This window comes from Subsaxibacter sp. CAU 1640 (assembly GCF_023156585.1).
In the GTDB taxonomy this organism is placed as follows: Bacteria; Bacteroidota; Bacteroidia; order Flavobacteriales; family Flavobacteriaceae; genus JBPOFM01.
In genome coordinates, this window is sequence record NZ_JALNMI010000002.1 from 333,356 (window position 1) to 357,234 (window position 23,879).

Genomic DNA, 23,879 nt, shown 5'->3' on the forward strand with positions numbered 1-23,879 from the left:
CAGATGAGTACGTTTTCAATCTTTTTAGCCCTTATCATCATTGTAGCCTTTTTATTGGTAGTAGTGATTATGGTTCAAAATCCTAAAGGTGGTGGATTATCATCTTCTTTTGGAGGTGGCGGAACACAACAATTGGGTGGTGTTAAAAAAACAACTGACTTTTTGGATAAAAGTACTTGGGCTTTGGCAACCGTTTTGTTGGCATTGATTTTATTATCAAACGTAGCTATTGATCACAAAGGTAATTCAGAATCAAAAGCTTTGGATCCAGATGCTACTTCAGTACCTGCTCCTGCTTCTACTCCATCAAGTAATGACACAGCAACACCTGCTGATTCTACACAAGAGTAATTTTGACAAAAAAAACATAAGAAAATGCCAACTTTTACAGTTGGCATTTTTTGTTACTGAAACTTTGTCAGACCGTTTTGCTTGGCATAATTTTCGAATAAACCAATAGCGTTAATAACCATTAAACAATTAATAAACTATAAAAATATGGGCTTAAACATTAAACCATTAGCAGATAGGGTTCTTATTGAACCTGTAGAAGCTGAAACCAAAACAGCTTCAGGCATTATCATTCCTGACAATGCTAAAGAAAAACCACAAAAAGGAAAAGTCGTTGCAGTAGGTAATGGCACCAAAAAAAATCCAATTACTGTAAAAGTTGGCGAAACCGTTCTTTACGGTAAATACGCTGGTACAGAATTAAAACTTGAAGGCAAAGATTATTTGATAATGCGTGAGAGTGATATTCTTGCGATTATCTAAAAGCAAAACGACTTTAGCATAAAACTAAAAACTAAACATTAATCATTTAGCCAAAAGCAAATAGCTAGCGGCTAATAGCTAAAAATTAATAATATGGCAAAAGATATAAAATTTGATATTGAAGCACGCGACGGTTTGAAACGTGGTGTGGATGCATTGGCAAATGCAGTAAAAGTAACATTGGGTCCAAAAGGTCGTAATGTAATTATTGGCAAATCTTTCGGTGCACCACAAGTTACCAAAGATGGTGTTACAGTGGCAAAAGAAATTGAACTTGAAGATGCTCTTGAAAATATGGGAGCACAAATGGTGAAAGAAGTTGCTTCTAAAACCAACGATTTAGCTGGTGACGGAACCACAACAGCAACAGTTTTGGCACAAGCGATTGTAAAAGAAGGTTTGAAAAACGTTGCCGCAGGCGCCAACCCAATGGATTTGAAACGCGGTATCGACAAAGCTGTTGATTCTATCACAAAGGACTTGGAAAAACAAGCGAAAAAAGTTGGTAATTCTTCGGAAATGATAAAGCAAGTTGCTTCTATTTCGGCCAATAACGACGAAACCATTGGGGACTTAATTGCAAAGGCTTTTGGAAAAGTTGGCAAAGAAGGTGTAATCACTGTTGAAGAAGCAAAAGGGACAGATACGTATGTAGATGTTGTAGAAGGTATGCAGTTCGACAGAGGTTATTTGTCACCATATTTCGTGACAGATGCTGACAAAATGGTTGCAGAACTCGACAATCCGTACATCTTATTGTTTGACAAAAAGATTTCAAATCTACAGGAAATACTTCCTATTTTAGAACCAGTTGCACAATCTGGTCGTCCATTGTTGATTATCGCTGAAGATGTTGAAGGCCAAGCCTTGGCTACTTTAGTTGTAAACAAACTACGTGGCGGATTGAAAATTGCAGCTGTCAAAGCACCTGGTTTTGGAGACAGAAGAAAAGCAATGTTGGAAGACATCGCTATTTTGACTGGTGGAACAGTGATTTCAGAAGAAAGAGGTTTCTCTTTAGAAAATGCTGATTTAAGTATGCTCGGAACAGCTGAAACCATTACCATCGACAAAGACAACACAACAATTGTAAATGGTTCAGGAAATGCTTCTGACATCAAAGCAAGAGTCAACCAAATCAAAGCTCAAATTGAAACCACAACGTCTGATTACGACAAAGAAAAATTGCAAGAGCGTTTGGCTAAATTGGCCGGAGGTGTTGCAGTATTGTACGTAGGTGCAGCTAGCGAAGTTGAAATGAAAGAGAAAAAAGACCGTGTGGATGATGCCTTGCACGCTACAAGAGCTGCCGTTGAAGAAGGTATTGTTGCTGGTGGTGGTGTTGCTTTGGTAAGAGCAAAATCAGTTTTGGATAAATTGTCTTCTGAAAATAATGATGAAGCAACAGGAATCCAAATCGTGGCTCGAGCTATTGAAGCGCCTTTGAGAACCATTGTTGAAAATGCTGGTGGCGAAGGAAGCGTAGTAGTTGCGAAAGTGATGGAAGGCAAAAAAGATTTTGGTTTTGACGCTAAAACAGAAAAGTATGTTGACATGCTAAAAGCTGGAATCATCGACCCTAAAAAAGTGACACGTATTGCACTGGAAAATGCTGCCTCTGTGTCTGGTATGATTTTAACCACTGAATGTGCATTGGTAGACATCAAAGAAGATACTCCTGCTATGCCAATGGGTGGCGGTGGAATGCCAGGGATGATGTAGTCGAAAGTCTCCTATCGTTATTAAAAAAAGCCTCAATTTGATTGAGGCTTTTTTCGTTTAAAATTTACTCTTTATGGTCTTTCTTGATCGAATCATCTCTATACATACAGCAAGGATGTACACTATTATAGGCTTCATCTGTCGCCTTTATTTCTTTGGTATCATGACCAACATTTGCAATGTTTTGCTGGATGGTTTTCAAATCTATTTTGCCTTCATCATAAATCAATTTCAACTCATGGGTTTTGACATCCCAAATTGCCGACTTCACACCTTTAGACCTGATAGCTGCTTTTTCAATGCGCTCTTTGCACATCATACAAACGCCATCAACTTCTATCGTTGCTTTGGCATTTCTATTTTGGGCAAATGCTATGCTACCAATCATCAATGTCAATACTACTACTAAATTTTTCATTTTTTTATGTTTATTGAATTTTGAATCTTAATCCTGCGTAATACATACTTCCAAAAATTGGACCATAAACAAATGTCGTATCAAAATTTAGCCCAAATGGATCATCTGCTCCCAATATTGGATTTGATTGTCTCACATTCGTAATGTTTTCTCCGCCTAAATATACCTCAAATTTTGGAGAAAACACTTTGGTAACTTGAACATTGAGTGTCCCTAATGTTGGAGTATATCCAGGAAGTTGATATTCTAAAGGATTTGCTTCAGTTGAAGAGAAACGCTGTTCTCCCAACCAATTATATGTGGCATCAAACTTCCATTGACTTCCGTTGTCTTTTAAATGTGTTTCATAAGACGCATTTGCAAACAATCGATGTTTTGGAGTCAAAGGTCTTTCAAGTTTACCTGTTTGATATTGTGTTTTCACATCATAAAGCTTATACGCAGTTCTCAAATCGAAATGTTCAAATAGATTATAATTAAACTCCAATTGAAAACTATTGGCATAACTGTCTCCATCCAAATTATAAAAACTGATTTGTTGCGGATTTTCATAATCAACCACCACTTGGTTTTGAAAATCAGTTCTGTAATAGTCAAAGGTTATATCTGCCTTCCGGCCAAAAAGATTGAAGCCTTGAAGATATGATACACCATAATTCCAAGCGATTTCAGGATCCAAACCGTAAATTTCTCCTCCAGAATTTATCAAATTGATAGTTCTAGATGTTGAAAAAATGGATTGATTCTCTGCAAATATGTTGGCACTTCGCTTTCCTCTTCCAAAAGAAAAACGCAATGCCGACTTTTCCCAAGGTGTATATCGAGCGTGAAACCTAGGCGTTATAAATGTTCCTAAAAGATTGTGCCTATCGATACGCACTCCAGCCGTCATATTCCATTTTTCAAGATTGTCAAAATTGTATTCAAAAAAAGCTCCAATTGAGTTTTCTGTTCGTTCGAAATCATCAATACCCACAAATTCATCATAATGGTCGTAAGTATAACTGATACCTGTTTTTATTTTGTGCCTCGAATCGCTGATAATGGAGTTATAAATTGCATTTGCATACAAACTATTATGAAGAATATCATATTGAGTCAATCCAAAATAAGATTCTTGTTTATGACTACTAAAAGCTGTTTGCACACCAATACTTTGCCATGGAATTTCAGGATTGACATATCCAAATTTGACTGATGCATCCAAACGTTCGGTATCGATCTCGCTTCCCCAAGCATTGGTCGTTAATTTGTCCGTTTCAGGATTGAAATTGAGTTGACCCGTCTGCTTGGAATCATTCAAATAACGAAGATTGATAAAACTCACTAACCCTTTTTCTGGATTGGTGTATTGCCATCTGTTCATAAAGTTAAACTGCTTTTGTAAAGGCATATCGACAAATCCATCATCATTCATATCAAATTTTTTATCACGAAGATTTCCGTGAACATAAAGACCAGTACTCCATTTATCACTAACTTTCGTGTTCAAATGAGTATTCAATTCAAACCTTGCTCCAGTAGATCCGTAGGCATTTACAAATAATTTTGAATCGGTTAAGGGTTTAACCAATTCTGTATTGATTTGTCCGGCAATACTCTCAAAACCATTGACAACACTTCCCGCACCTTTCGTAATCTGAATACTCTCAACCCACGTACCTGGTGTAAAACTCAAACCATATGCTTGAGACGCACCACGAATGGTAGGAATATTTTCAGAAGTAATCAAAATATAAGGACTTGTCAGGCCTAACATTTTAATCTGACGCGTCCCTGTCACTGCATCGGCAAAATTAACATCAATGGAAGGATTGGTTTCGAAACTTTCAGACAAATTGCAACAGGCTGCTTTCAAAAGCTCATCACTACTGACAGTCATTACATTGGCAGACTGTAAGTAAGATTTTGAAGTCGCTTGTTTCCGAGAAGTCAGCGTGACCTCATCCAATTCACCGGTGGCTTTGAGCATATGTTTAATAGTTCTCACCGAACTAATGGTCAGCGTATCTGTTTTAAAACCTACGTAACTGATGACCAATTGTTGATATTCTGGTTTATAAGGCACAGAAAATTTTCCATCAATATCGGTTGTGGTTCCAACTGTCGTATCTAACCAATAAACATTTGCACCCAGAAGTGGTAATTCTTTGCCTGTACTGTTCTCGGTCACAACACCATTGATAACCTCTTGAGACAACAGTGTCAATGGCAATAACATCAATATACAAATAACCTTTCTCATAAGTAAATTTGTATTAACATTACGATTGCCATAATAATCATAATGGAATTTTCAATAAAAGTCGCTTTGGTCATAGGCAGCTTTAAGGCTGTTCCCAAACAAGCACATTGAATTGATTTTTTGTCCAGAAGCACTTTGGTTACGCCAATGGTTGTAATTCCAAGTATGATTAGCGTAACGACGAGTGCCAAAGGAATCTGGATTCTCATCAAAAACAAAAGCCCTAGAGAAAGTTCCAAAAAAGGATAAATCCAACCATACGCAGGTATTGCCTTTGCCAAAGGGTCATACATTCTGAAAGAATCTGGAAAACCTTTTAAATCCAACAACTTGAAAAAGCTGAAGACGATGTAAAACAATCCCATAAAATCGAGCATAAAAGCACCAGAATTCCAAGGGTTTATATTTAATAAGATGGATGCCACAGTTATGTAGCCAAAGATCAAGAACAAGGGAAATAATTGTTGTAAATCAGATTTTTCATCTTCCAAAGACCTATTTGTAGACTGAAAAACGTTCTTTTCTTTTTTTTCAGAAATTGAATATTTGCTAGATAAAGCATTTTGCAATGTGTCCGTAGAAATGTGCTTCGACATAGTAATGCTGGCTTCAGCATTTTCCAAATCAACAGATACTGATTGCACATTTTCAACAGCACTCAACGACTTCTGAACGGATGCCTTGCAACCATTGCAGGTCATTCCTGTAATATTATAAGTATGTGTCATTTTTATTTAATTTATTAGATAAAACAGTGTAGTCAAACCAAAATAGATGGTAAGACTAATTAATTCCCTTTTGGGAAAACATCTAATAAATCAAATGATGAAAACTTGGTCTAAAACCTGAATATCTGCGACCAAATTAGGAGGAGAATAATCTTTATGAGGAATTATTTGTTCAGGTAAACCTTCAAAAAGATTGATATAAGTATAAACAAAAGTTGATAGAAAAACAGACTGATCGAAATGTAAGTCTTCATAGCTCTGCGACTTCAAAACGTCTTGACCTTTCAAAAGTTCCAAATCATCTTTGCAACAATTCATTTTAGTGATGGCAGCTTGTTCCATCTCAAAGGCTTCCATAACACATTTCTGTGCTTCTGTGAAAACTGCCACATCTATCAAAACATCTCCACAAAAATGTTTCTCGATGGTAAAAGATACCGTCGAAAACAGCACTAAAATTGCCATCACTACTGAAAAACCTTTATGGATGATTTTTTTGAACATTACTGCAAAACTACAAAAAAAATAGTTCGAGGTTAAATTTTAGAAAAGTCTTAACTTTTTTTGTGCATAAGTTTAAAATAATAAAAAGCTGGCAATAAGAGCAGTAGAATCAATGGCTGAATTAAAAATCGTCTGATATTAAAAAAGATATAATAGTCTTCCTGTTTCGGATTTATGACGAAATATAGAAAACATAAAATCAAAATCACATAAGCAATTCCGTAGATAAGGCTTGAAAATTTTACAATATTCTTGTCCTTAAAAAAAAGGTAAATAATACCCAGTGAAATTCCAGAATTCAAGATGTAACGCAGGGTTGTAAACATTGTCAACTTAAAGATTTCCCTTCTCGGATTGTCGATGTAGAGATAATCATTTTTAAAGAATGATAAATATGGATCATAAAAAAGTTCATTTTCAAAAACTCTTATCAAAATCAAAAATCCGAAGAGAATCAAAAGCCATATCATTTTTACAACATTTTTCATACTTCAGCCTTTGCTTTTGAAAACCGATTGACCCAAACCATCCAAAGAAGAAAGACCATTCCGTAAATAATTAGCGGAAAAATGACTGTGTGCAGCTCTTCCCTTCTCCAAGGATAATGGTATAAACCTATTGAAAGAATTGCTATTCGCACTAAATTCACAACGTATATCAAAGCACTACCAGCCAAAACATATAAGAATGTAGCCTTGAACTTATCGGCAAATGCAATCATAAAAGAAATGAACAGAATGATAATACTCACCGAATTGCAACCTTCCACTACCCTGGCAACATACTTTCCGTTAACCAATAACTTCATAGACGGCTCTTTGGGATGCGGTTGGATGGAAGCATTATGCCCAAATGATTCAATCAGCAACTCACTTTGCCTTGCCACCAGATTTGTTAAGTAATCTGGATAATATTCTGAACCACCCGAATAATCCAAATACAATTTATAAGAAAAAGACAATGCCGCATAGACAGCCAAAAATGTGAGTATAAACTTTAAAACCGATTTGTATTTTACAATTAAATCCTTCAAAAAATGCAGTTTAATGGGTGTGTTAAATTTATATAAAATAATCTGCCTGAAAGTACATTTATGATACTTTTACCAAAAAAATTGAACAATGAATTTGGAGCAACTCAAACCGCAAATAGAGCAAATTATTTCTGACAGCAATAAGTCTGTGGAAGACAGATTGTATAAAATTTGCGAAGTGTTGGAATTGAATGTTTCGTACTATAATTGGGTTGGTTTTTATTTCAAAAATGGTGATAAAAACGAATTGAAATTAGGACCTTATGTTGGTGCCCCAACCGATCATACCATCATTCCATTTGGAAAAGGTATTTGCGGACAAGTAGCGGTAAGCAATCAAAATTTTGTTGTTCCGGATGTGTCAGCACAAGACAATTACATCGCGTGTAGCATAACCGTAAAGGCCGAAATTGTAGTACCAATTTTTGTAAACGGAGAAAATATCGGGCAAATAGATATCGATTCTAATACACTCGACCCTTTTACTGAAGCAGATGAATGCTTTTTGGAGTTTGTGTGTGGCAAAGTTTCAACCTTATTATAAATTCCATATTGAAAGTTATCGTTTAATGTTTTCTTGAATTACATTCCAGTACGAATAGCCTCCACAGGATCTAATCTTGAAGCGGAAATCGCTGGAATCACTCCCGAAATAAGTCCTATCAGCGTCGAAAGTCCAAAGCCTAACATCATATTGCCTGTTGATAGAACAAACTCAAAGTCTCCCGTGAAACTTGAGGCAATCATTGAGACAAGCCAAACAAATACCAATCCAATAATACCTCCAATCACAGCTAAAACTACCGCTTCAAACAAGAATTGAAACAAAATAAATCGGTTTTTAGCTCCTAAAGATTTTTGGATACCAATCAAATTAGTACGCTCTTTCACACTTACAAACATTATGTTTGCAATTCCGAAGCCACCTACCAGCAATGAAAATCCGCTGATAATCCAACCCATAAAGTTCATGGTACCGATTATACTGTCAATTGCGTCGGTCATTCCCGACATTTTATTTACAAAAAAATCATCTGGGTCTCCAGCCTTTAAACCTCTGTAAACTCTGAATTTCTGTTTCAATACACTCTCAAAAGCACCTATATCAACATTTTTTTCAGGTTTTATGATAACTGCCCCAGGAATACCATCTGCCCCACCATTTCTAAAACGACGCACAAAATTCACAGGAACATAAGCCTTTTCATCTGGTGAATCGAAAATAGTGGCGCCAAATTTTTTCAAAACTCCAATTACAGTAAGCTTTCGCCCAAACACACGTATTTCCTTTCCCAATGGATTACTGTTTTTAAATAAATTTTCGGCTAAAGTATAGCCAAGTACAATTACAGGTGAACCCGAAACTGATTCAGCTTCAGTGTAAAATCTACCTTCACCAATTTTCATATCCTCGATATCGTATATTTCGTGGGAAACAGGTGTAACTCTTACTCCAGCTATAGTTTCAGCATCGTACTTAACAGTTTCACCTGATTCAAACATCACATAGGCGACCGCCTCGATATCTGGCACATTTCTTTTGATAAATTCATAATCATCATATTCCGTTTGTGGAAAATTATCACGTTGCCAGCGCGGAACATCCGTTGGCCCAAAAGAATATTTGGTAAGATACATGGTATTTTTATCCAAACCCGAAAGATTTTCTTGAATATTTCTATCCAAAGAATCAACGGCTGCAAGTACGGCTATGATTGAAAAAATTCCGATAGTTACACCTAACAAAGACAAAAAAGTTCGAAGCTTATTATTGGTCAATGCACTGATGGCGAATGCAAAGCTTTCTTTGAAAAGGCGTAAGTAAAGTAACATCTATGAAGGTTGTTTTTTAAACAAGTTTAAAGATAGGTCGTTTTCAACAATTTTTTGTTACAAAAACACTAAATAAACTGCTTAACATTACAGATAACTTCTTTAAGAATACTTACTTTTGCACTTTAAAAATCACACAACTACATAATGAGCACTAACAAATCGATTAAGTCGGCTTTAATTTCCGTTTTCAGCAAAGACGGATTGGAACCGATTGTCAGGGAATTGAACTCTCTTGGAGTAAAGATTTACTCCACTGGAGGCACGGAAACTTTTATCAAAAATTTGGGAATAGATGTCATTCCTGTTGAAGATGTTACTTCTTACCCATCAATTTTGGGTGGAAGAGTAAAAACGCTTCATCCTAAAGTTTTTGGTGGTATTTTGAATAGACAAAATAACGAAAGTGACGTTGCCGAACTTGAAGAATATCAGATTCCTCAAATAGATTTGGTTATCGTCGATTTATATCCATTTGAAAAAACAGTTGCTTCTGGTGCGAGCAATGCTGATATCATTGAAAAAATTGATATTGGAGGAATTTCATTAATAAGAGCTGCTGCGAAAAATTATGCAGACGTTCTTTGTGTGTCTTCGATGGATGATTATTCTGAAGTGTTGGAATTGTTGAAATCCAAAAATGGGGAGACATCAGAAGAAGACCGAAAACGATTTGCTGCAAAAGCCTTCAACGTGTCTTCGCATTACGATTCAGCTATTTTCAACTATTTCAACAAAAATCACGAACAGGCCGTTTTAAAAATAAGTGAAACGAAAGGACAGGTTTTGCGCTATGGAGAAAATCCACACCAAAAAGGATTTTTCTTTGGTGATTTTGATGCTATGTTCACAAAACTTCACGGTAAAGAATTGAGTTATAACAATCTTTTGGATGTTGATGCTGCTGTTAATTTAATGAACGAATTCAAAAATGACGCACCAACATTCGCCATTTTAAAACACAACAACGCTTGTGGTATTGCACAACGTAGCACTATACACAAAGCTTATGTTGATGCTTTGGCTGGTGACCCTGTTTCAGCTTTTGGAGGAATTTTGATAAGCAATACGGAAATTGACAAACCAACCGCTGAAGAAATTCACGATTTGTTTTGCGAAGTGGTCATTGCGCCATCTTTTTCTTCGGATGCTTTAGATATTTTAAAGGGCAAGAAAAATAGAATTCTATTGGTTTTAAACGATATTGAATTGCCAAAATCGTCCGTGAGAAGTTGTTTGAACGGTATTTTGGTTCAAGATAAAGATAATGTGACAGACGCTATTGAACATTTGTCCTATGCTACAGACAATAAACCTAGTGAAAACGAGTTAGAAGATTTGATATTTGCTTCCAAAATTTGCAAACACACCAAATCGAACACTATTGTTTTGGCAAAAAACAAGCAGTTGTTTGCCAGCGGAACAGGCCAGACAAGTAGGGTTGATGCGTTAAACCAAGCCATCCACAAAGCGCAATCCTTCAATTTTGAGTTACAAGGAGCGGTAATGGCGAGTGATGCCTTTTTCCCTTTTCCTGATTGCGTAGAGATTGCTGACAAAGCAGGAATAACGGCTGTGATTCAGCCTGGAGGTTCCATTAAAGATGAATTGAGTATTGATTATTGCAATAAAAATGGTGTTTCAATGGTTTTTACGGGAACTCGCCATTTCAAGCATTAAACCCGAAAATAAATTTTATTTTTTGTGAACAATTTTCTTGATAACTACGTATATTATGAAATCTTTAATACTTATTAAGTTTATTAAATTTACAATAACAACCAAAAACTAATATCAACCTTTACAATTAACAGACGCAAATGGGATTTTTTGATTTCTTGACCGAAGAAATAGCTATAGATTTAGGAACCGCAAATACATTAATAATTCATAATGACAAGGTAGTTGTCGATAGTCCCTCCATCGTTGCCAGAGACCGAGTTACTGGAAAAATCATTGCTGTTGGTAAAGAAGCCAGCATGATGCAAGGTAAAACGCACGAAAATATCAAAACCATTCGCCCATTAAAAGATGGTGTGATTGCCGATTTTGATGCTTCAGAGCAAATGATAAACCTGTTCATCAAGAATATTCCTGCGCTAAAGAAAAAGTTGTTCAATCCTGCATTGCGTATGGTGGTGTGTATACCTTCAGGTATCACGGAGGTTGAAATGCGTGCTGTAAAGGAAAGTTGTGAGCGCGTGAACGGTAAAGAAGTTTATTTGATACACGAACCTATGGCTGCGGCAATTGGTATTGGTATAGATATTATGCAACCGAAAGGAAACATGATTGTAGATATAGGTGGTGGAACAACTGAAATCGCTGTAATTGCGCTGGGTGGAATTGTTTGTGACAAATCTGTAAAAGTTGCGGGAGATGTTTTTACAAATGACATCATTTATTATATGCGCACCCAACACAATCTATATGTTGGAGAACGTACTGCAGAAAAAATAAAAATCCAAATTGGGGCAGCGACTGAAGATTTAGATTTACCACCAGAAGAAATGAGTGTGCAAGGTCGTGACCTTTTAACAGGAAAACCAAAACAAGTTCAAATTTCGTTTAGAGAAATTGCGAAAGCTCTCGATAAATCGATTTTGAGGATTGAAGATTCTGTTATGGAAACACTATCCCAAACGCCTCCAGAATTGGCTGCTGACATTTATAATACTGGTATTTATCTTGCTGGTGGAGGCTCAATGCTTCGAGGTTTAGACAAACGTTTATCCCAAAAAACCGATTTGCCTGTTTACATTGCAGAAGACCCATTAAGAGCGGTAGTAAGAGGTACAGGAATTGCGCTTAAAAATCTTTCTAAATTTAAGAGCATACTGATAAAATAATAGACTGGAATGCAACAAATCATCAATTTTGTTTTAAGAAACAAGACATTTCTTTTGTTTTTGTTGCTATTTGGATTGTCCTTGTTTTTCACCATACAATCACATTCTTACCACAAAAGTAAGTTTGTCAATTCTGCCAATTTTTTCACGGGAGGAATTTACAAAACCACCAATAGTTTTAGTCAGTATTTCAACCTGAAGGAGCAAAATGATGCCCTTATTGAAGAAAACAAAAAACTGCGAACCATCATTTTCAATTTGGAACTTGATACGCTTCGTGTCTCTTCAATAGACAGCACTCTTCTCGGCGACCATTACCGTTTTACGGATGCAGACGTTCTAAAAAACAGTTATAGTCTTTCAAATAACTATTTGACTATCAATAAAGGAAAAAAAGACAACATAAAGCAAGATTTTGGAGTCATCACCTCAAAAGGCATTGTTGGTATTGTTGACAATACTTCAAACAATTATGCGACCGTATTGTCTGTTTTGAGTAAAAAAAACCGCATCAATGCACAGTTAAAAAAAACAAGTCATATTGGTTCGTTGGTTTGGGACGGTAAAACGGAAGAATTGGTTCAGCTGGTGGACATTTCAAAGTTTGCTCCTGTAGCTGTTGGAGATACCATTATGACCGGTGGACAATCAGCCATTTTCCCAAAAGGAATACTTATAGGAAAAGTTGAGAGCTTTTCTTTGGATATTGGTGGCGACACTTACACCATCAACGTTCGATTATTCAATGACATGACCAATATTGGACATGTGTACATCATTGAAAATATGAATGCAAAGGAAATCAAATCATTACAAAGTCAAAGCGATGAATAGTGTTACCATAAATAGCTTACTTCGTTTTGTTTCTTTGGTTCTTTTGCAAGGTTTGGTATTGAATCATGTGAACTTTTTGAGCTACATTAATCCATATCCTTATATTTTATTTGTTGCGTTGTTTCCTATTAACAATAATAGAACGCTATTTATATTTTTGGCTTTTCTGCTTGGTTTGAGTGTTGATTTTTTTACGGATTCTGGAGGGATACATGCAGCTGCTTGCGTCACCATCGCTTACATACGCCCACCAATTTTAAAATTCTCGTTTGGAACAATTTATGATAATCAAACCATAAAATTTAGTCAGATTGATGTGGGTAGCAGGATGGTCTATTTTTCTATACTGACCCTTTTTCATCATTTGATTCTTTTTTCGTTAGAGGTTTTTAACATTTCAGACATCATATTAATTCTTAAAAAAACGTTATTCTCAAGTATTTTTACTATAATACTGTGTACCTTATTTAGTATTTTATTTAGCCCTAAACGGAAATGAGAAAGCTGTTACTTTTTTCTATCATAACCTCTGTTGGAATTATTTTTATTGCACGTTTATTTTATCTCCAAATCTATAAACCGCAAGCCTACAATTTATATGAGGATAACGCCATACGTAAGGTTTACGATTACCCAAAGCGTGGCTATATTTATGACAGACACGGTGCACTTTTGGTTGCCAATCAACCATCTTATGATGTTATGGTCATTCCACGAGAGGTGGAGCCATTAGATACTTTGGAATTGTGCTCACTCCTGAAGATTACAAAAGAAGACTTTATAGATATCTATAATAAAGCTTACACATACTCACCTCGTCTACCTTCAGTTTTTATTCCACAATTGTCTAGGAATGACTTTGCAATGCTACAGGAAAAAATTCGAAAGTTTGAAGGATTTTACATTCAAAAACGTTCCTTAAGAGATTACCAGCGTTCCATAGGCGCCAATGTTTTAGGTGATATAGGTGAAGCCAATGAATACATCATCCAGAAAAATCCATATTACAAAATGGGTGATTTATTGGGAAAGCAAGGAGTTGAGAAAACCTATGAAGAAGTTTTACGAGGTGTAAAAGGCATAAAATTCATTCAAAAAGACCGATTCAATAGAGATATAGGTCCTTACAAAAATGGCATATACGATACATTGCCTCAAGCTGGTAGAGATATAACAATTACAATTGATGCCACACTTCAAGAATATGGTGAATTGTTGATGGAACACAAGCGTGGCGGTATTGTGGCGATTGAACCTGCAACAGGCGAAATTTTAGCAATGATTTCCGCACCAACATATAACCCAAATTTGTTGGTAGGAAGACAGCGTTCGGCCAATTTCACCAAACTTTATAATGACACCATAGCAAAGCCTCTTTATGACAGAGGTCTGCAAGCGATGTATCCTCCTGGATCGCCATTTAAAATCTTAAATGCATTAATTGGACTTCAAGAGGGAGTTGTAACTACAGAGGAACGTTTCGGCTGTAACCATGGATATAGTTATGGAGGACGAAAAATGGGTTGTCATGGACATCCAAGTCCTGTAGCAATGAATGGTGGAATTTATAACTCTTGCAATGCCTATTTTGCAAACGTATATCGAAGAATCATTGATAAATATAAAAAGCCTTCTGAAGGTATGGATATCTGGAGTAAGCATGTTAAGAGCTTTGGACTAGGAAATTACCTCAACAATGATTTGTCTGTCGGTCAGCCCGGAAAAATCCCTGATAGTAAAACTTACAACAGAATTTATGGTGAAAATCGTTGGGGAAGCACTTACAACTTATCAAACGCCATTGGACAGGGAGAAATCCTAACTACACCTATCCAATTAGCCAACATGGCAGCAGCCATTGGGAACAGAGGTTATTATTACACTCCTCACATTATTAAAAAAATTCAAGGTGGAGAAATTGATTCGACGTTTACAAAACCTATACATACCACGATAGACAAAAAACACTTTGAACCCATTGTGCAAGGAATGTTTGATGTGTATAATCATGGAACAGCTTCAACTGTGCAAATTCCAGGTATAGAAATCTGTGGTAAAACAGGAACGGCAGAAAATTTCATTAAAATTGATGGTGTTAAAACGCAATTGACTGACCACTCAATTTTTGTGGCATTCGCTCCAAAAGACAATCCAACAATTGCCATAGCAGTTTTTGTGGAGAATGGTTATTGGGGAAGTCGATTTGCTGGACGAATTGCTGGATTGATGATCGAAAAATATATCAATGGTGAAATAACCAGAAAAGATATGGAAACCTGGATTTTAACTCATGGACTTGAAAGTGAATATCAAAAACCATATTCTGGTCAACCTTTTACCATTAATAAAGGTGCCACCATTGACATCATTCCGTTGGAAAAAGATGAAAAACAGAATAACGAATTAAAATCCAACAATAATCTAGGTATCAGACCAAAATCTTCCGAAGACCAATGATAACAGCACAAAGAGAATCACGCGGACTTCGATTAGACTGGATTACAATAGTACTATTTCTGCTTTTGGTAGGATTTGGATGGGTCAATATCCTTTCGGCATCGCATCAAGGTGAAGTCACCAATTATTTTGATATGGAACAGCCGTTTGGAAAACAAGCGCTGTTCATCATATTGACTTTGGCGCTTATCATTCTCACTTTGGCCATTGAAGCAAAATTCTATGAACGCTTTGCCAGTATCATCTATTTTGCATCGCTACTGTCTTTGCTTGGATTATTCATATTTGGAAAGAATGTTAATGGTGCCACGTCCTGGTATGCTTTTGGAGGTATGACTTTGCAACCCAGTGAGTTCGCCAAATTTGCAACTTCTTTGGCGGTTGCAAAATATATAAGCGACTTGCAAACCAATATCCGAACACTAAAGGATCAATTGCGGTGCATAGCAATCATAGTTATTCCTGCGATATTGATTTTATTGCAAAATGATGCTGGAAGTACTGTTGTCTATGGCGCTTTCTTCTTTGTTTTTTACAGAGAAGGACTGCAAAGAATCTACCTTATTATAGGTGTTGTCCTTATCCTATTATCTGTATTTGCTTTAAAATTCGGTATTATTTTTACAGTGATTCTAACGGCAGTAGTAGTTTTTGGCATTCATTTTTTCGGAAAGAGAAAGCGTCCAATGCTCATTGAAACGATAAGCGTTCTTCTGTTATGTATCGGTTTTGCTTTTGGTGTGAAATATTTTTATGATGATATCTTAAAAGAGCATCAAAAAGACAGAATCAGTCTATGGCTACGCCTTGAAAGTGACCCAGAAAAACTGGAAGAAATGAAGCAAACGATTCTTTATAATCTTAACGAATCTGAAAAGGCCATTAGCTCAGGAGGTCTTGCTGGCAAAGGATTTTTACAAGGCACAAGGACCACTGGAAAGTTCGTTCCAGAACAGCATACAGATTACATTTTTAGTACAGTAGGCGAAGAATGGGGTTTTCTTGGCAGTGCTCTTGTCGTAATCCTTTTTGTGGCCTTGTTGACACGTATTTTATACTTGGCAGAATTACAAAAGTCACAATTCAGTAGGGTTTATGGCTATTGCGTGGCATCCATTCTATTTCTTCATTTTATGATTAATATCGGAATGGTGATGGGCTTGATTCCAACCATCGGCATCCCTTTGCCATTCTTTAGCTATGGTGGTTCTGGACTATGGGGTTTTACAATTTTACTTTTCATATTTGTAAAATTGGATTCCAATCGATTGTATGATTGGTAACAAAAAAAGGAGCTAAAATTTAGCTCCTTAAGATTATCATTTATATGATATTGATTACTTCAGATTAGCCAAACTTGCTTTCAATGTTTCAATTTTAGCCAAGGCATCCGCTTCTTTGTTTCGTTCATTTTGCAATACTTGCGCTGGCGCGTTATTCACAAACCGTTCGTTGGCCAACTTACTTTGAACCGATTTCAAAAATCCTTCGGTATATTTTAATTCATCATTGAGTTTTTTCAACTCTTCTTCAATATTGATGGCTCCAGAAATTGGAATAAAATATTCATTCGATTGAACCCTAAAACTCAAAGCACCATCCACTGACTCTTGAACGGCTTCCATTTTTGAAATGTTGCCCAATTTTTTTATGACTGAATCAAATTGTTCAGATAAATTTTCATTATTCAAAACCGATAATTCAATGGTATCTCTAAATGAAATGTTTTTATCCTTTCTAATCGCTCTTATTCCAGAAACAACTTCTTTCACCATTTCAAAATCAGAAATCAATTGATTGTCAAATGACTTCAACTTCGGATATGCTGCAATAATCAAGGCTTCTTTGGATGAACGCTCATCAATATACTGCCAAATTTCTTCAGTCAAGAATGGCATAAATGGATGGAGGATTTTCAAATTGTCTTCAAAAAGTGTGATAACGTCCTTGAAAGTTTTTGAATCGATGGGCTGTTGATAATCAGGCTTAATCATTTCCAATAACCAAGAACAGAAATCATCCCAAACCAACTTATATATTGCCATCAAAGCATCAGACAGTCTGTATTTGCCATAATGATCTTCTATTTCTGCGAGTGCCTGCCGAAATTTGGACTGATACCATTCTATGGCAACTTTAGAAGCTTCTGGTTGTGTGATATCAGCAATTTCCCAACCTTTAATCAATCTAAAAGCATTCCAAATTTTATTGGCAAAGCCTTTACCTTGGTTGCACAATTCTTCATCAAACATCAAATCGTTACCAGCCGCTGAACTCAACAATAACCCTACACGAACACCATCGGCGCCATACGTTTCGATCAACTTTAAAGCATCTGGAGAATTGCCCAATTGTTTTGACATTTTGCGGCGCTGTTTGTCGCGCACCAAACCTGTCAAATAGACATTTTCAAAAGGTTTCTCACCTTTATATTCATAGCCAGCTACAATCATGCGAGCTACCCAGAAAAACAAGATATCTGGACCTGTCACCAAATCATTGGTCGGATAATAGTAATCTATTTCTGGATTGTTAGGGTTTCGAATGCCGTCAAAAACGCTTATTGGCCACAGCCAAGAGGAAAACCACGTATCGAGGGCATCTTTGTCTTGGGTTAAATCTTGAATTTTAAGGTTTGGATTATTGGTTTTTTGTTGTGCCAGCTCTAACGCACTTTCAATGGTTTCGGCAACCACAAAATCCTCCTTGCCATCGCCATAGTAATACGCTGGAATTTGTTGTCCCCAAAGCAATTGACGCGAAATGTTCCAATCGCGAATATTCTCCATCCAATGGCGATAGGTATTGTTGAATCGTTTTGGATATAATTTTACTTCTTCATCTTCAAGGACCGCCTTAATGGCAGGTTTTACCAATTCTTCCATTTTAAGAAACCATTGGTCAGAAAGGCGAGGTTCAATAACAGCCTTTGTTCTTTCACTTGTACCAACTTTATGAGTGTAATCTTCGGTTTTGACAAGTATTCCAAGTGCATCCAATTCTTTCGCAACATCCATTCGAGCAGCCACTCTATCTTTCCCTTCGTGATGAAGTCCAAAACTATTCAAAGTTCCATCTTCATTCAATACATCAATAATTTCAAGATTGTGCCTATCTCCAATTTCCTTATCATTGACATCGTGTGCTGGAGTAATTTTCAAACAACCTGTACCAAACCCCATATCTACGTAATCATCAGCAATAATCGGTACCGCACGATTACAAATTGGAACAATGACATTCTTCCCAACTAGATGTTTAAAACGTTCATCTTCAGGATTGACACAAACAGCAGTATCGCCTAAAATGGTTTCCGGACGAGTTGTGGCTATGGTCACAAAACCGTCTTCACCTTCTATTTTGTAGTTAACATAGTATAATTTGTCCGTTCTTTCAATATGAAATACCTCTTCATCAGACAACGTCGTTTTGGCTTCAGGATCCCAATTGACCATTCTGTAACCTCTATAAATCAAACCTTTATTGTACAAATCGACAAAAACCTTGATGACAGATTCACTCATCTCATCATCCATAGTGAATTTTGTACGATCCCAATCGCAAGAACAACCCAATTTTTTTAATTGTTCCAAAATAACACCTCCGTACTTATGAGTCCATTCCCAAGCGTGCTCCAAAAATTCCTCACGAGACAAATCATTTTTATCAATGCCTTGCTCTCTTAATTTTGCAACCACTTTAGCCTCCGTTGCAATCGATGCGTGGTCCGTTCCTGGCACCCAGCACGCATTTTTTCCTTGTAAGCGAGCACGACGAATCAACACATCCTGTATGGTGTTGTTCAACATATGTCCCATATGCAAAACACCTGTCACATTTGGTGGAGGAATAACAATGGTATACGGCTCTCTATCATCTGGTGTTGAATGGAAGTAGTTGTGCTCCATCCAGTAATCATACCATTTGCTTTCTACTTCTGAAGTTGAATATTTTGTTGGGATTGGCATATTTTGGTATCGTTTTTGTAATACAGGATGCAAAAGTACTTATATTTCCTTTTTTAGTGAAATGATGGAAGAATTTAATGTGTAGGCACCAACTTACATAATGTTATAAATATTGTAATACATCCAATTTATTTTGCTGAATGGTAAAAAGTGAGTAGTTTTGACTTGTTAGTTTTTTAAAATTAGAATCACATTTGTCAAATTAAATGTGTCTAAAAATAATAACGTAAATTAAAAATGATGAAAAATTTAGTTGCAATTTTATTTGTTGGCTTAATGAGCTTCGGAGCTTTTGCTCAAGAAAAAATAGCAAAAATCGAATTTAAAACCGATACAATAGATTACGGAACTATTGAAAAAGGAGCTGACGGTGTTCGAGTATTTGAATTTACAAATACAGGAAATGCACCATTAATTATCAGTGATGTGAAATCTACTTGCGGATGTACCGTGCCTAAAAAGCCTGAAGGTCCAATTATGCCTGGCGAAAAAGGTGAGATTTCTGTAAAGTATGATACAAACAGAGTGAATCCAATAAGAAAAACGATTACTGTAACTTCTAATGCAGATACACCAACTGTTGCTTTAAAAATCAAAGGTGAAGTAATTGATCCTTCTAAAACAAGTGTATTGGAAAAGAAAGACAAAAGTGTCATAGAACAATAAAAATCTTTAATGATATTTACAAATCCCTTTGCTCAATTAGTGAAGGGATTTTTGTTTTAAAATGGACTTTCCAATTTGAATTCAAAGTTTAATTCAAATCCATTTCTGTCTACTCTAATCCTGATCATTTTTCCATCCTCATCAGAAAATATATTTATGATTTCATGCATTTTCAAGGAAGCCGTATTCTTATTGTTTACTGATAAAATAACATCATCAATCATCAAACCAGCCTTTTCGGCCGGAGAACCTTTTCTTAACTCTACTACCGTAAAGGCAGGTTTTAACGAGTATCTAAATGAAGCTTGAAATATAGCTTTAGTTAAATCATTATTTTCTGCTGGGTTTTTAAAAATTGAATTATCGTTGGATTCCCTAACTATCCTAATACCATGTTGTTCTAGAACAATTCCGCTTTTATTATAGTGAAAAGGTTCATTAAAATGGTGGTTTTTTCTGAAGGTGACCTTCTCGTGGCCATAGTCAAAAATAATGTTGAACCTTTTCAGTAATTCTCCAGAAATACTTCCACTTCTATCCTTGAATTTTCTTGCTATTGTAATGGATGATGAATCGGGAAAAGCAACATTAACATTTTTGAATTTAAAATCCTGAAGAGAAAAAGAAGCGATTTTAGATCTTTTGCCATAGACACTTCCACTTAATCCCTTTCCCAAATAATCCTCAAAAAATTGGCTATCAATTGGTTTTATATCCTTTTCTTCATCTTCAAAAAGCCATAAAGCGTCACTGCCACCTGAATCTATCAAAAGTTTGACAGGCTTTTCTATGGAGTCTATTTCAATGACCGCATCTATGTAAGGCTTATTTTGACTTAACGTTAGGTCAAATGTCCTACATTTTTTACAATTTCTATACTTGTACTTTGCCGGATCGTACAATTTTAAAGTTTTTGAAGAATAGTTTAATTCTACAATCAAATCTTTGAAAATATCATAGCCAATAATTCCGTGAATTGGTACACCAAGTCTTGGAGCAAAGTTTATCGATTCATCAAAAACTACATATACTTCCTGATTAACGTTGATAGCCTTCCCTATTTTCAAAATATTTTTTTTAGATCTCAAAGCTTCAATGGCTCCTTCACTACCCAAACCCCTCAAATACACTGTTTCAACATTATTAATCTGGAGAGAGTCGGATAAATTGATGATGTTGAACAAAATAGGCTTGCTAACACCAGAATCCAACAAAAATGACAACTTTACGCCATTCACTTCAACAGGAATCACCACTAGATTATTGATGAGTTCAAACTTTATTTTATCCTTATTTGTATTAACCAAATTGAAGCTTCCTTGCCCAAATATATAGGCGTAAAAAGTTGAGAAGAAAAGAAACAAGATAATTCTTTTAAGCATTGGGATACGTTAGATAGCTATAACAATTTACAACACTTTGATACATATTGCTTGATTGGGGGTGAAATTTTAGAAAAAATTTAAGATAATTTTCGGTACTTTGCCATCCAAAATCAAACCCAATGCCAAACATTTCAAAAAAAGGGCTGTCAATGCCTGCATCTCCAATAAGAAAATTAGTTCCCTATGCTGAAAAAGCATATCAGGACGGTAAAACCGTTTATCATTTAAACATTGGTCAACCAGATATTAAAACACCTGAAATTGCTCTCGATGCTGTTAAAATTCATTCGCTTGATATTTTGGCCTACACTCGTTCAGAAGGATCTGAAGAATACAGAAAGAAAATAGCTAATTATTATAAGAAAAATCATATTGATGTTTCTCACAATGACATCATTGTCACAACAGGAGGAAGTGAAGCTCTATTGTTTGCGTTTGGAAGTATTATGGACAATGATGATGAAATTATTATCCCTGAACCATTCTATGCAAATTATAATGGATTCTCAACGGCATCAAATGTGAAGGTTGTACCTGTAATTTCTAAAATTGAAAACAATTTTGCTTTACCTGCAATCGAAGAATTCGAAAAATTAATTACTCCAAAGACTAAGGCCATCTTGATTTGCAATCCTGGCAATCCTACCGGATATCTTTACTCTAAAGAAGAAATAAAGAAATTGGCGTCAATAGTCAAAAAACATGACTTATTCCTAATTGCTGATGAAGTATACCGTGAATTTGTATATGACGGCATTGAATTTTATTCGATAATGCAACAGGAGGGACTGGAAGACAATGCCATCATGATAGATTCTGTATCAAAACGTTACAGTATGTGTGGTGCCAGAATCGGATATCTAGTTTCAAGGAATAAAGAATTTATAAAAACTGCCTTAAAGTTTGCCCAAGCCAGATTAAGCCCACCAACCTTGGCTCAAATTGCCAGTGAAGCTGCTCTAGATACTCCTCAAAGTTATTTTGACGAGGTTATAGAAGAATATGTAAACAGAAGAAATACACTTATAAAAGAACTTGAAAAAATTGAGGGTGTCAAAGTAGCTAAACCTAATGGAGCCTTTTATTGCATCGCTGAATTGCCTATAAAGAATGCAGATAATTTTGCACAATGGCTTTTAGAATCTTTTGAGATAAATGGAGAAACTGTTATGGTTGCTCCAGCCGCAGGTTTCTATTCAACTCCAGGAGTTGGACTAAATCAAATTAGAATAGCTTACGTACTCAATGAAAATAGCCTTAAGAAAGCGGTTCATATTTTAGCCGAAGCATTAAAAGTTTACAAGGACTAATGCAGATTTTAAACAATTTCTCATTAAAATCATATAACACATTTGGTATTGAGGCCAAAGCAAAACACTTTGTTTCCATAAAGTCTATCGACGATCTTAAAAGTGTGTTGTCTACAGACAATTATCCTGAAAAATTCATTTTGGGAGGAGGAAGTAATATGCTACTGACTCAAGACGTCAATGCGTTAGTGATTCACATTGATTTAAAAGGTATAGAAATTGTCGAAGAAAATGACAACTACGTTGAAGTTAAGGCGTATGCTGGTGAAAATTGGCACAGTTTCGTGCAATGGTGCTTAAAGCATGACTTTGGAGGATTGGAAAACCTTTCGCTCATTCCTGGCAATGTAGGCAGTGCACCAATACAAAATATTGGTGCTTATGGAGTAGAATTAAAGGATGTGTTTGTGTCCTGTGAAACTCTAGAAATAGGATCTCTTAAAACAGCATTATTTAAATTTGATGATTGTAGGTTTGGATATAGAGAATCTATTTTCAAACAAGAAGCTAAAGGAAAATACATCATTACAAGTGTCACATTTCTATTGACAAAAAAAGACCATATTCTGAATACAAAATATGGAGCAATTGAAGCCGAATTGCAACAGATGAGTGTGTCTAATCCCTCAATTCAAGACATTTCAAAAGCAGTGATAGCCATTAGACAAAGTAAGCTTCCAGATCCAAAAGAAATAGGAAATAGTGGGAGTTTTTTTAAAAATCCTGTTATTCATATTGAACATTTTGAAGAAATAAAATCAAACTTTCCTGAAATACCTAGCTATTTTATTTCGGAATCAGAAGTAAAGGTCCCAGCGGGATGGCTAATCGAAACTGCTGGATTCAAAGGAAAGACTTTAGGAGATTATGGAATTCACAAAAAACAAGCTTTGGTTTTGGTCAATTACGGAAATGCCAAAGGCTCCGACATTTTTGATTTAGCCGTCTTAATTCAAAACACTATTTATCGTATCTTTAAAATTGAGATCGAAATTGAAGTAAACATTATATGAAATAAAAAAGAGTTCCAACTTTTTATTGAAACTCTTTGATTTAATAGATGTAATTAATTTGAAAAAGCTATTAATCAATTCTTTTAAGGAAGAAAAAATTACATTCTATATTTTAAAAAAACAATATTCAATTTAAAATA

Annotated in this window: 21 protein-coding genes; 12 read left to right on the top strand and 9 right to left on the bottom strand. The window is 35.7% G+C overall.

From position 1 onward, the window contains the following. Window positions 1-3 precede the first annotated feature (3 nt). From secG to groL, 3 genes are all read left to right on the top strand, one after another. On the top strand, window positions 4-351 hold the full coding sequence (gene secG, locus M0G43_RS06035) for a preprotein translocase subunit SecG (protein ID WP_248024413.1): 348 nt from the start codon (window positions 4-6) through the stop codon (window positions 349-351). A gap of 147 nt (window positions 352-498) precedes the next feature. Continuing rightward, window positions 499-774, top strand: a complete 276-nt coding sequence (groES, locus tag M0G43_RS06040) for a co-chaperone GroES (protein WP_248024415.1) — start codon at window positions 499-501, stop codon at window positions 772-774. Window positions 775-867: 93 nt separating this feature from the next. Continuing rightward, window positions 868-2,496 carry a chaperonin GroEL gene (groL, locus tag M0G43_RS06045; protein ID WP_248024418.1) on the top strand — a complete coding sequence of 543 codons (1,629 nt, stop codon included), beginning with the start codon at window positions 868-870 and terminating at the stop codon, window positions 2,494-2,496. 64 nt (window positions 2,497-2,560) lie between these two features. Here the strand turns inward: groL and M0G43_RS06050 are convergent, their stop codons facing one another. The 6 genes from M0G43_RS06050 to xrtF form a co-directional block, all read right to left on the bottom strand. Further along, a complete protein-coding gene (locus M0G43_RS06050) occupies window positions 2,561-2,914 on the bottom strand; it encodes a heavy-metal-associated domain-containing protein (protein WP_248024421.1) in 354 nt (117 codons plus the stop codon). Window positions 2,915-2,924: 10 nt separating this feature from the next. Continuing rightward, window positions 2,925-5,159 (bottom strand): TonB-dependent receptor, encoded by a 2,235-nt coding sequence (locus M0G43_RS06055; protein WP_248024423.1) that lies wholly within the window; start codon window positions 5,157-5,159, stop codon window positions 2,925-2,927. Beyond that, window positions 5,156-5,887, bottom strand: coding sequence for a heavy-metal-associated domain-containing protein (locus M0G43_RS06060; RefSeq protein ID WP_248024426.1), 732 nt, complete (start codon window positions 5,885-5,887; stop codon window positions 5,156-5,158). The genes M0G43_RS06055 and M0G43_RS06060 overlap by 4 nt, the downstream gene beginning before the upstream one ends. Before the next feature lie 90 nt (window positions 5,888-5,977). Further along, window positions 5,978-6,391, bottom strand: a complete 414-nt coding sequence (locus M0G43_RS06065; RefSeq protein ID WP_248024429.1) for an HYC_CC_PP family protein — start codon at window positions 6,389-6,391, stop codon at window positions 5,978-5,980. Between the two features lie 50 nt (window positions 6,392-6,441). Further along, complete coding sequence (locus tag M0G43_RS06070; RefSeq protein ID WP_248024431.1) at window positions 6,442-6,879, bottom strand: exosortase F system-associated membrane protein; 438 nt, start codon at window positions 6,877-6,879, stop codon at window positions 6,442-6,444. After that, complete coding sequence (gene xrtF, locus M0G43_RS06075) at window positions 6,876-7,424, bottom strand: exosortase family protein XrtF (RefSeq protein WP_248024433.1); 549 nt, start codon at window positions 7,422-7,424, stop codon at window positions 6,876-6,878. The genes M0G43_RS06070 and xrtF overlap by 4 nt, the downstream gene beginning before the upstream one ends. An 88-nt stretch (window positions 7,425-7,512) precedes the next feature. On the opposite strand from xrtF, the gene M0G43_RS06080 reads away from it, so the two are divergent. Then, window positions 7,513-7,968: a GAF domain-containing protein gene (locus M0G43_RS06080; protein ID WP_248024435.1), complete on the top strand. Its 456-nt coding sequence runs from the start codon at window positions 7,513-7,515 to the stop codon at window positions 7,966-7,968. Between the two features lie 38 nt (window positions 7,969-8,006). Here M0G43_RS06080 and M0G43_RS06085 read toward each other — a convergent pair whose 3' ends face one another. Next, window positions 8,007-9,257, bottom strand: coding sequence for an ABC transporter permease (locus M0G43_RS06085; RefSeq protein WP_248024437.1), 1,251 nt, complete (start codon window positions 9,255-9,257; stop codon window positions 8,007-8,009). Between the two features lie 147 nt (window positions 9,258-9,404). On the opposite strand from M0G43_RS06085, the gene purH reads away from it, so the two are divergent. From purH to rodA, 5 genes are all read left to right on the top strand, one after another. Beyond that, the gene (purH, locus tag M0G43_RS06090) at window positions 9,405-10,937 is read left to right on the top strand and encodes a bifunctional phosphoribosylaminoimidazolecarboxamide formyltransferase/IMP cyclohydrolase (RefSeq protein ID WP_248024439.1); all 1,533 of its coding nucleotides are present in this window, start codon (window positions 9,405-9,407) and stop codon (window positions 10,935-10,937) included. A gap of 140 nt (window positions 10,938-11,077) precedes the next feature. Continuing rightward, complete coding sequence (locus M0G43_RS06095) at window positions 11,078-12,106, top strand: rod shape-determining protein (protein ID WP_248024441.1); 1,029 nt, start codon at window positions 11,078-11,080, stop codon at window positions 12,104-12,106. Between the two features lie 9 nt (window positions 12,107-12,115). Further along, window positions 12,116-12,940 (top strand): rod shape-determining protein MreC, encoded by an 825-nt coding sequence (mreC, locus tag M0G43_RS06100; protein WP_248024443.1) that lies wholly within the window; start codon window positions 12,116-12,118, stop codon window positions 12,938-12,940. Window positions 12,941-13,435: 495 nt separating this feature from the next. Next, complete coding sequence (locus tag M0G43_RS06110; RefSeq protein ID WP_248024447.1) at window positions 13,436-15,397, top strand: peptidoglycan D,D-transpeptidase FtsI family protein; 1,962 nt, start codon at window positions 13,436-13,438, stop codon at window positions 15,395-15,397. After that, window positions 15,394-16,680 carry a rod shape-determining protein RodA gene (rodA, locus tag M0G43_RS06115; RefSeq protein ID WP_248024449.1) on the top strand — a complete coding sequence of 429 codons (1,287 nt, stop codon included), beginning with the start codon at window positions 15,394-15,396 and terminating at the stop codon, window positions 16,678-16,680. Before M0G43_RS06110 ends, rodA begins: the two co-directional genes overlap by 4 nt. Before the next feature lie 54 nt (window positions 16,681-16,734). Here rodA and M0G43_RS06120 read toward each other — a convergent pair whose 3' ends face one another. Continuing rightward, window positions 16,735-19,365, bottom strand: a complete 2,631-nt coding sequence (locus M0G43_RS06120) for a valine--tRNA ligase (protein ID WP_248024451.1) — start codon at window positions 19,363-19,365, stop codon at window positions 16,735-16,737. Between the two features lie 240 nt (window positions 19,366-19,605). Here M0G43_RS06120 and M0G43_RS06125 point away from each other — a divergent pair, with 240 nt between their 5' ends. After that, window positions 19,606-20,031 carry a DUF1573 domain-containing protein gene (locus tag M0G43_RS06125; protein ID WP_248024452.1) on the top strand — a complete coding sequence of 142 codons (426 nt, stop codon included), beginning with the start codon at window positions 19,606-19,608 and terminating at the stop codon, window positions 20,029-20,031. A 56-nt stretch (window positions 20,032-20,087) separates the two neighbouring features. Here the strand turns inward: M0G43_RS06125 and M0G43_RS06130 are convergent, their stop codons facing one another. Then, window positions 20,088-21,413 (bottom strand): pepsin/retropepsin-like aspartic protease family protein, encoded by a 1,326-nt coding sequence (locus M0G43_RS06130; RefSeq protein WP_248024454.1) that lies wholly within the window; start codon window positions 21,411-21,413, stop codon window positions 20,088-20,090. Between the two features lie 122 nt (window positions 21,414-21,535). On the opposite strand from M0G43_RS06130, the gene M0G43_RS06135 reads away from it, so the two are divergent. Together M0G43_RS06135 and murB are read left to right on the top strand one after the other, a co-directional pair. Next, window positions 21,536-22,726, top strand: coding sequence for a pyridoxal phosphate-dependent aminotransferase (locus M0G43_RS06135; RefSeq protein ID WP_248024455.1), 1,191 nt, complete (start codon window positions 21,536-21,538; stop codon window positions 22,724-22,726). Continuing rightward, window positions 22,726-23,739 (top strand): UDP-N-acetylmuramate dehydrogenase, encoded by a 1,014-nt coding sequence (gene murB / locus M0G43_RS06140; RefSeq protein ID WP_248024457.1) that lies wholly within the window; start codon window positions 22,726-22,728, stop codon window positions 23,737-23,739. The genes M0G43_RS06135 and murB overlap by 1 nt, the downstream gene beginning before the upstream one ends. Window positions 23,740-23,879: the final 140 nt, after the last annotated feature.

Bases quoted from the DNA above. Each gene is read 5' to 3' on its own strand.
- M0G43_RS06065 (WP_248024429.1), bottom strand. From the start codon at position 6,391: ATGTTCAAAAAAATCATCCATAAAGGTTTTTCAGTAGTGATGGCAATT.
- secG (WP_248024413.1), top strand. From the start codon at position 4: ATGAGTACGTTTTCAATCTTTTTAGCCCTTATCATCATTGTAGCCTTT.
- groL (WP_248024418.1), top strand. From the start codon at position 868: ATGGCAAAAGATATAAAATTTGATATTGAAGCACGCGACGGTTTGAAA.
- groES (WP_248024415.1), top strand. From the start codon at position 499: ATGGGCTTAAACATTAAACCATTAGCAGATAGGGTTCTTATTGAACCT.
- M0G43_RS06055 (WP_248024423.1), bottom strand. From the start codon at position 5,159: ATGAGAAAGGTTATTTGTATATTGATGTTATTGCCATTGACACTGTTG.
- mreC (WP_248024443.1), top strand. From the start codon at position 12,116: ATGCAACAAATCATCAATTTTGTTTTAAGAAACAAGACATTTCTTTTG.
- M0G43_RS06070 (WP_248024431.1), bottom strand. From the start codon at position 6,879: ATGAAAAATGTTGTAAAAATGATATGGCTTTTGATTCTCTTCGGATTT.
- M0G43_RS06110 (WP_248024447.1), top strand. From the start codon at position 13,436: ATGAGAAAGCTGTTACTTTTTTCTATCATAACCTCTGTTGGAATTATT.
- M0G43_RS06085 (WP_248024437.1), bottom strand. From the start codon at position 9,257: ATGTTACTTTACTTACGCCTTTTCAAAGAAAGCTTTGCATTCGCCATC.
- murB (WP_248024457.1), top strand. From the start codon at position 22,726: ATGCAGATTTTAAACAATTTCTCATTAAAATCATATAACACATTTGGT.
- rodA (WP_248024449.1), top strand. From the start codon at position 15,394: ATGATAACAGCACAAAGAGAATCACGCGGACTTCGATTAGACTGGATT.
- M0G43_RS06050 (WP_248024421.1), bottom strand. From the start codon at position 2,914: ATGAAAAATTTAGTAGTAGTATTGACATTGATGATTGGTAGCATAGCA.
- M0G43_RS06095 (WP_248024441.1), top strand. From the start codon at position 11,078: ATGGGATTTTTTGATTTCTTGACCGAAGAAATAGCTATAGATTTAGGA.
- M0G43_RS06130 (WP_248024454.1), bottom strand. From the start codon at position 21,413: ATGCTTAAAAGAATTATCTTGTTTCTTTTCTTCTCAACTTTTTACGCC.
- M0G43_RS06060 (WP_248024426.1), bottom strand. From the start codon at position 5,887: ATGACACATACTTATAATATTACAGGAATGACCTGCAATGGTTGCAAG.
- M0G43_RS06135 (WP_248024455.1), top strand. From the start codon at position 21,536: ATGCCAAACATTTCAAAAAAAGGGCTGTCAATGCCTGCATCTCCAATA.
- M0G43_RS06120 (WP_248024451.1), bottom strand. From the start codon at position 19,365: ATGCCAATCCCAACAAAATATTCAACTTCAGAAGTAGAAAGCAAATGG.
- M0G43_RS06125 (WP_248024452.1), top strand. From the start codon at position 19,606: ATGAAAAATTTAGTTGCAATTTTATTTGTTGGCTTAATGAGCTTCGGA.
- purH (WP_248024439.1), top strand. From the start codon at position 9,405: ATGAGCACTAACAAATCGATTAAGTCGGCTTTAATTTCCGTTTTCAGC.
- M0G43_RS06080 (WP_248024435.1), top strand. From the start codon at position 7,513: ATGAATTTGGAGCAACTCAAACCGCAAATAGAGCAAATTATTTCTGAC.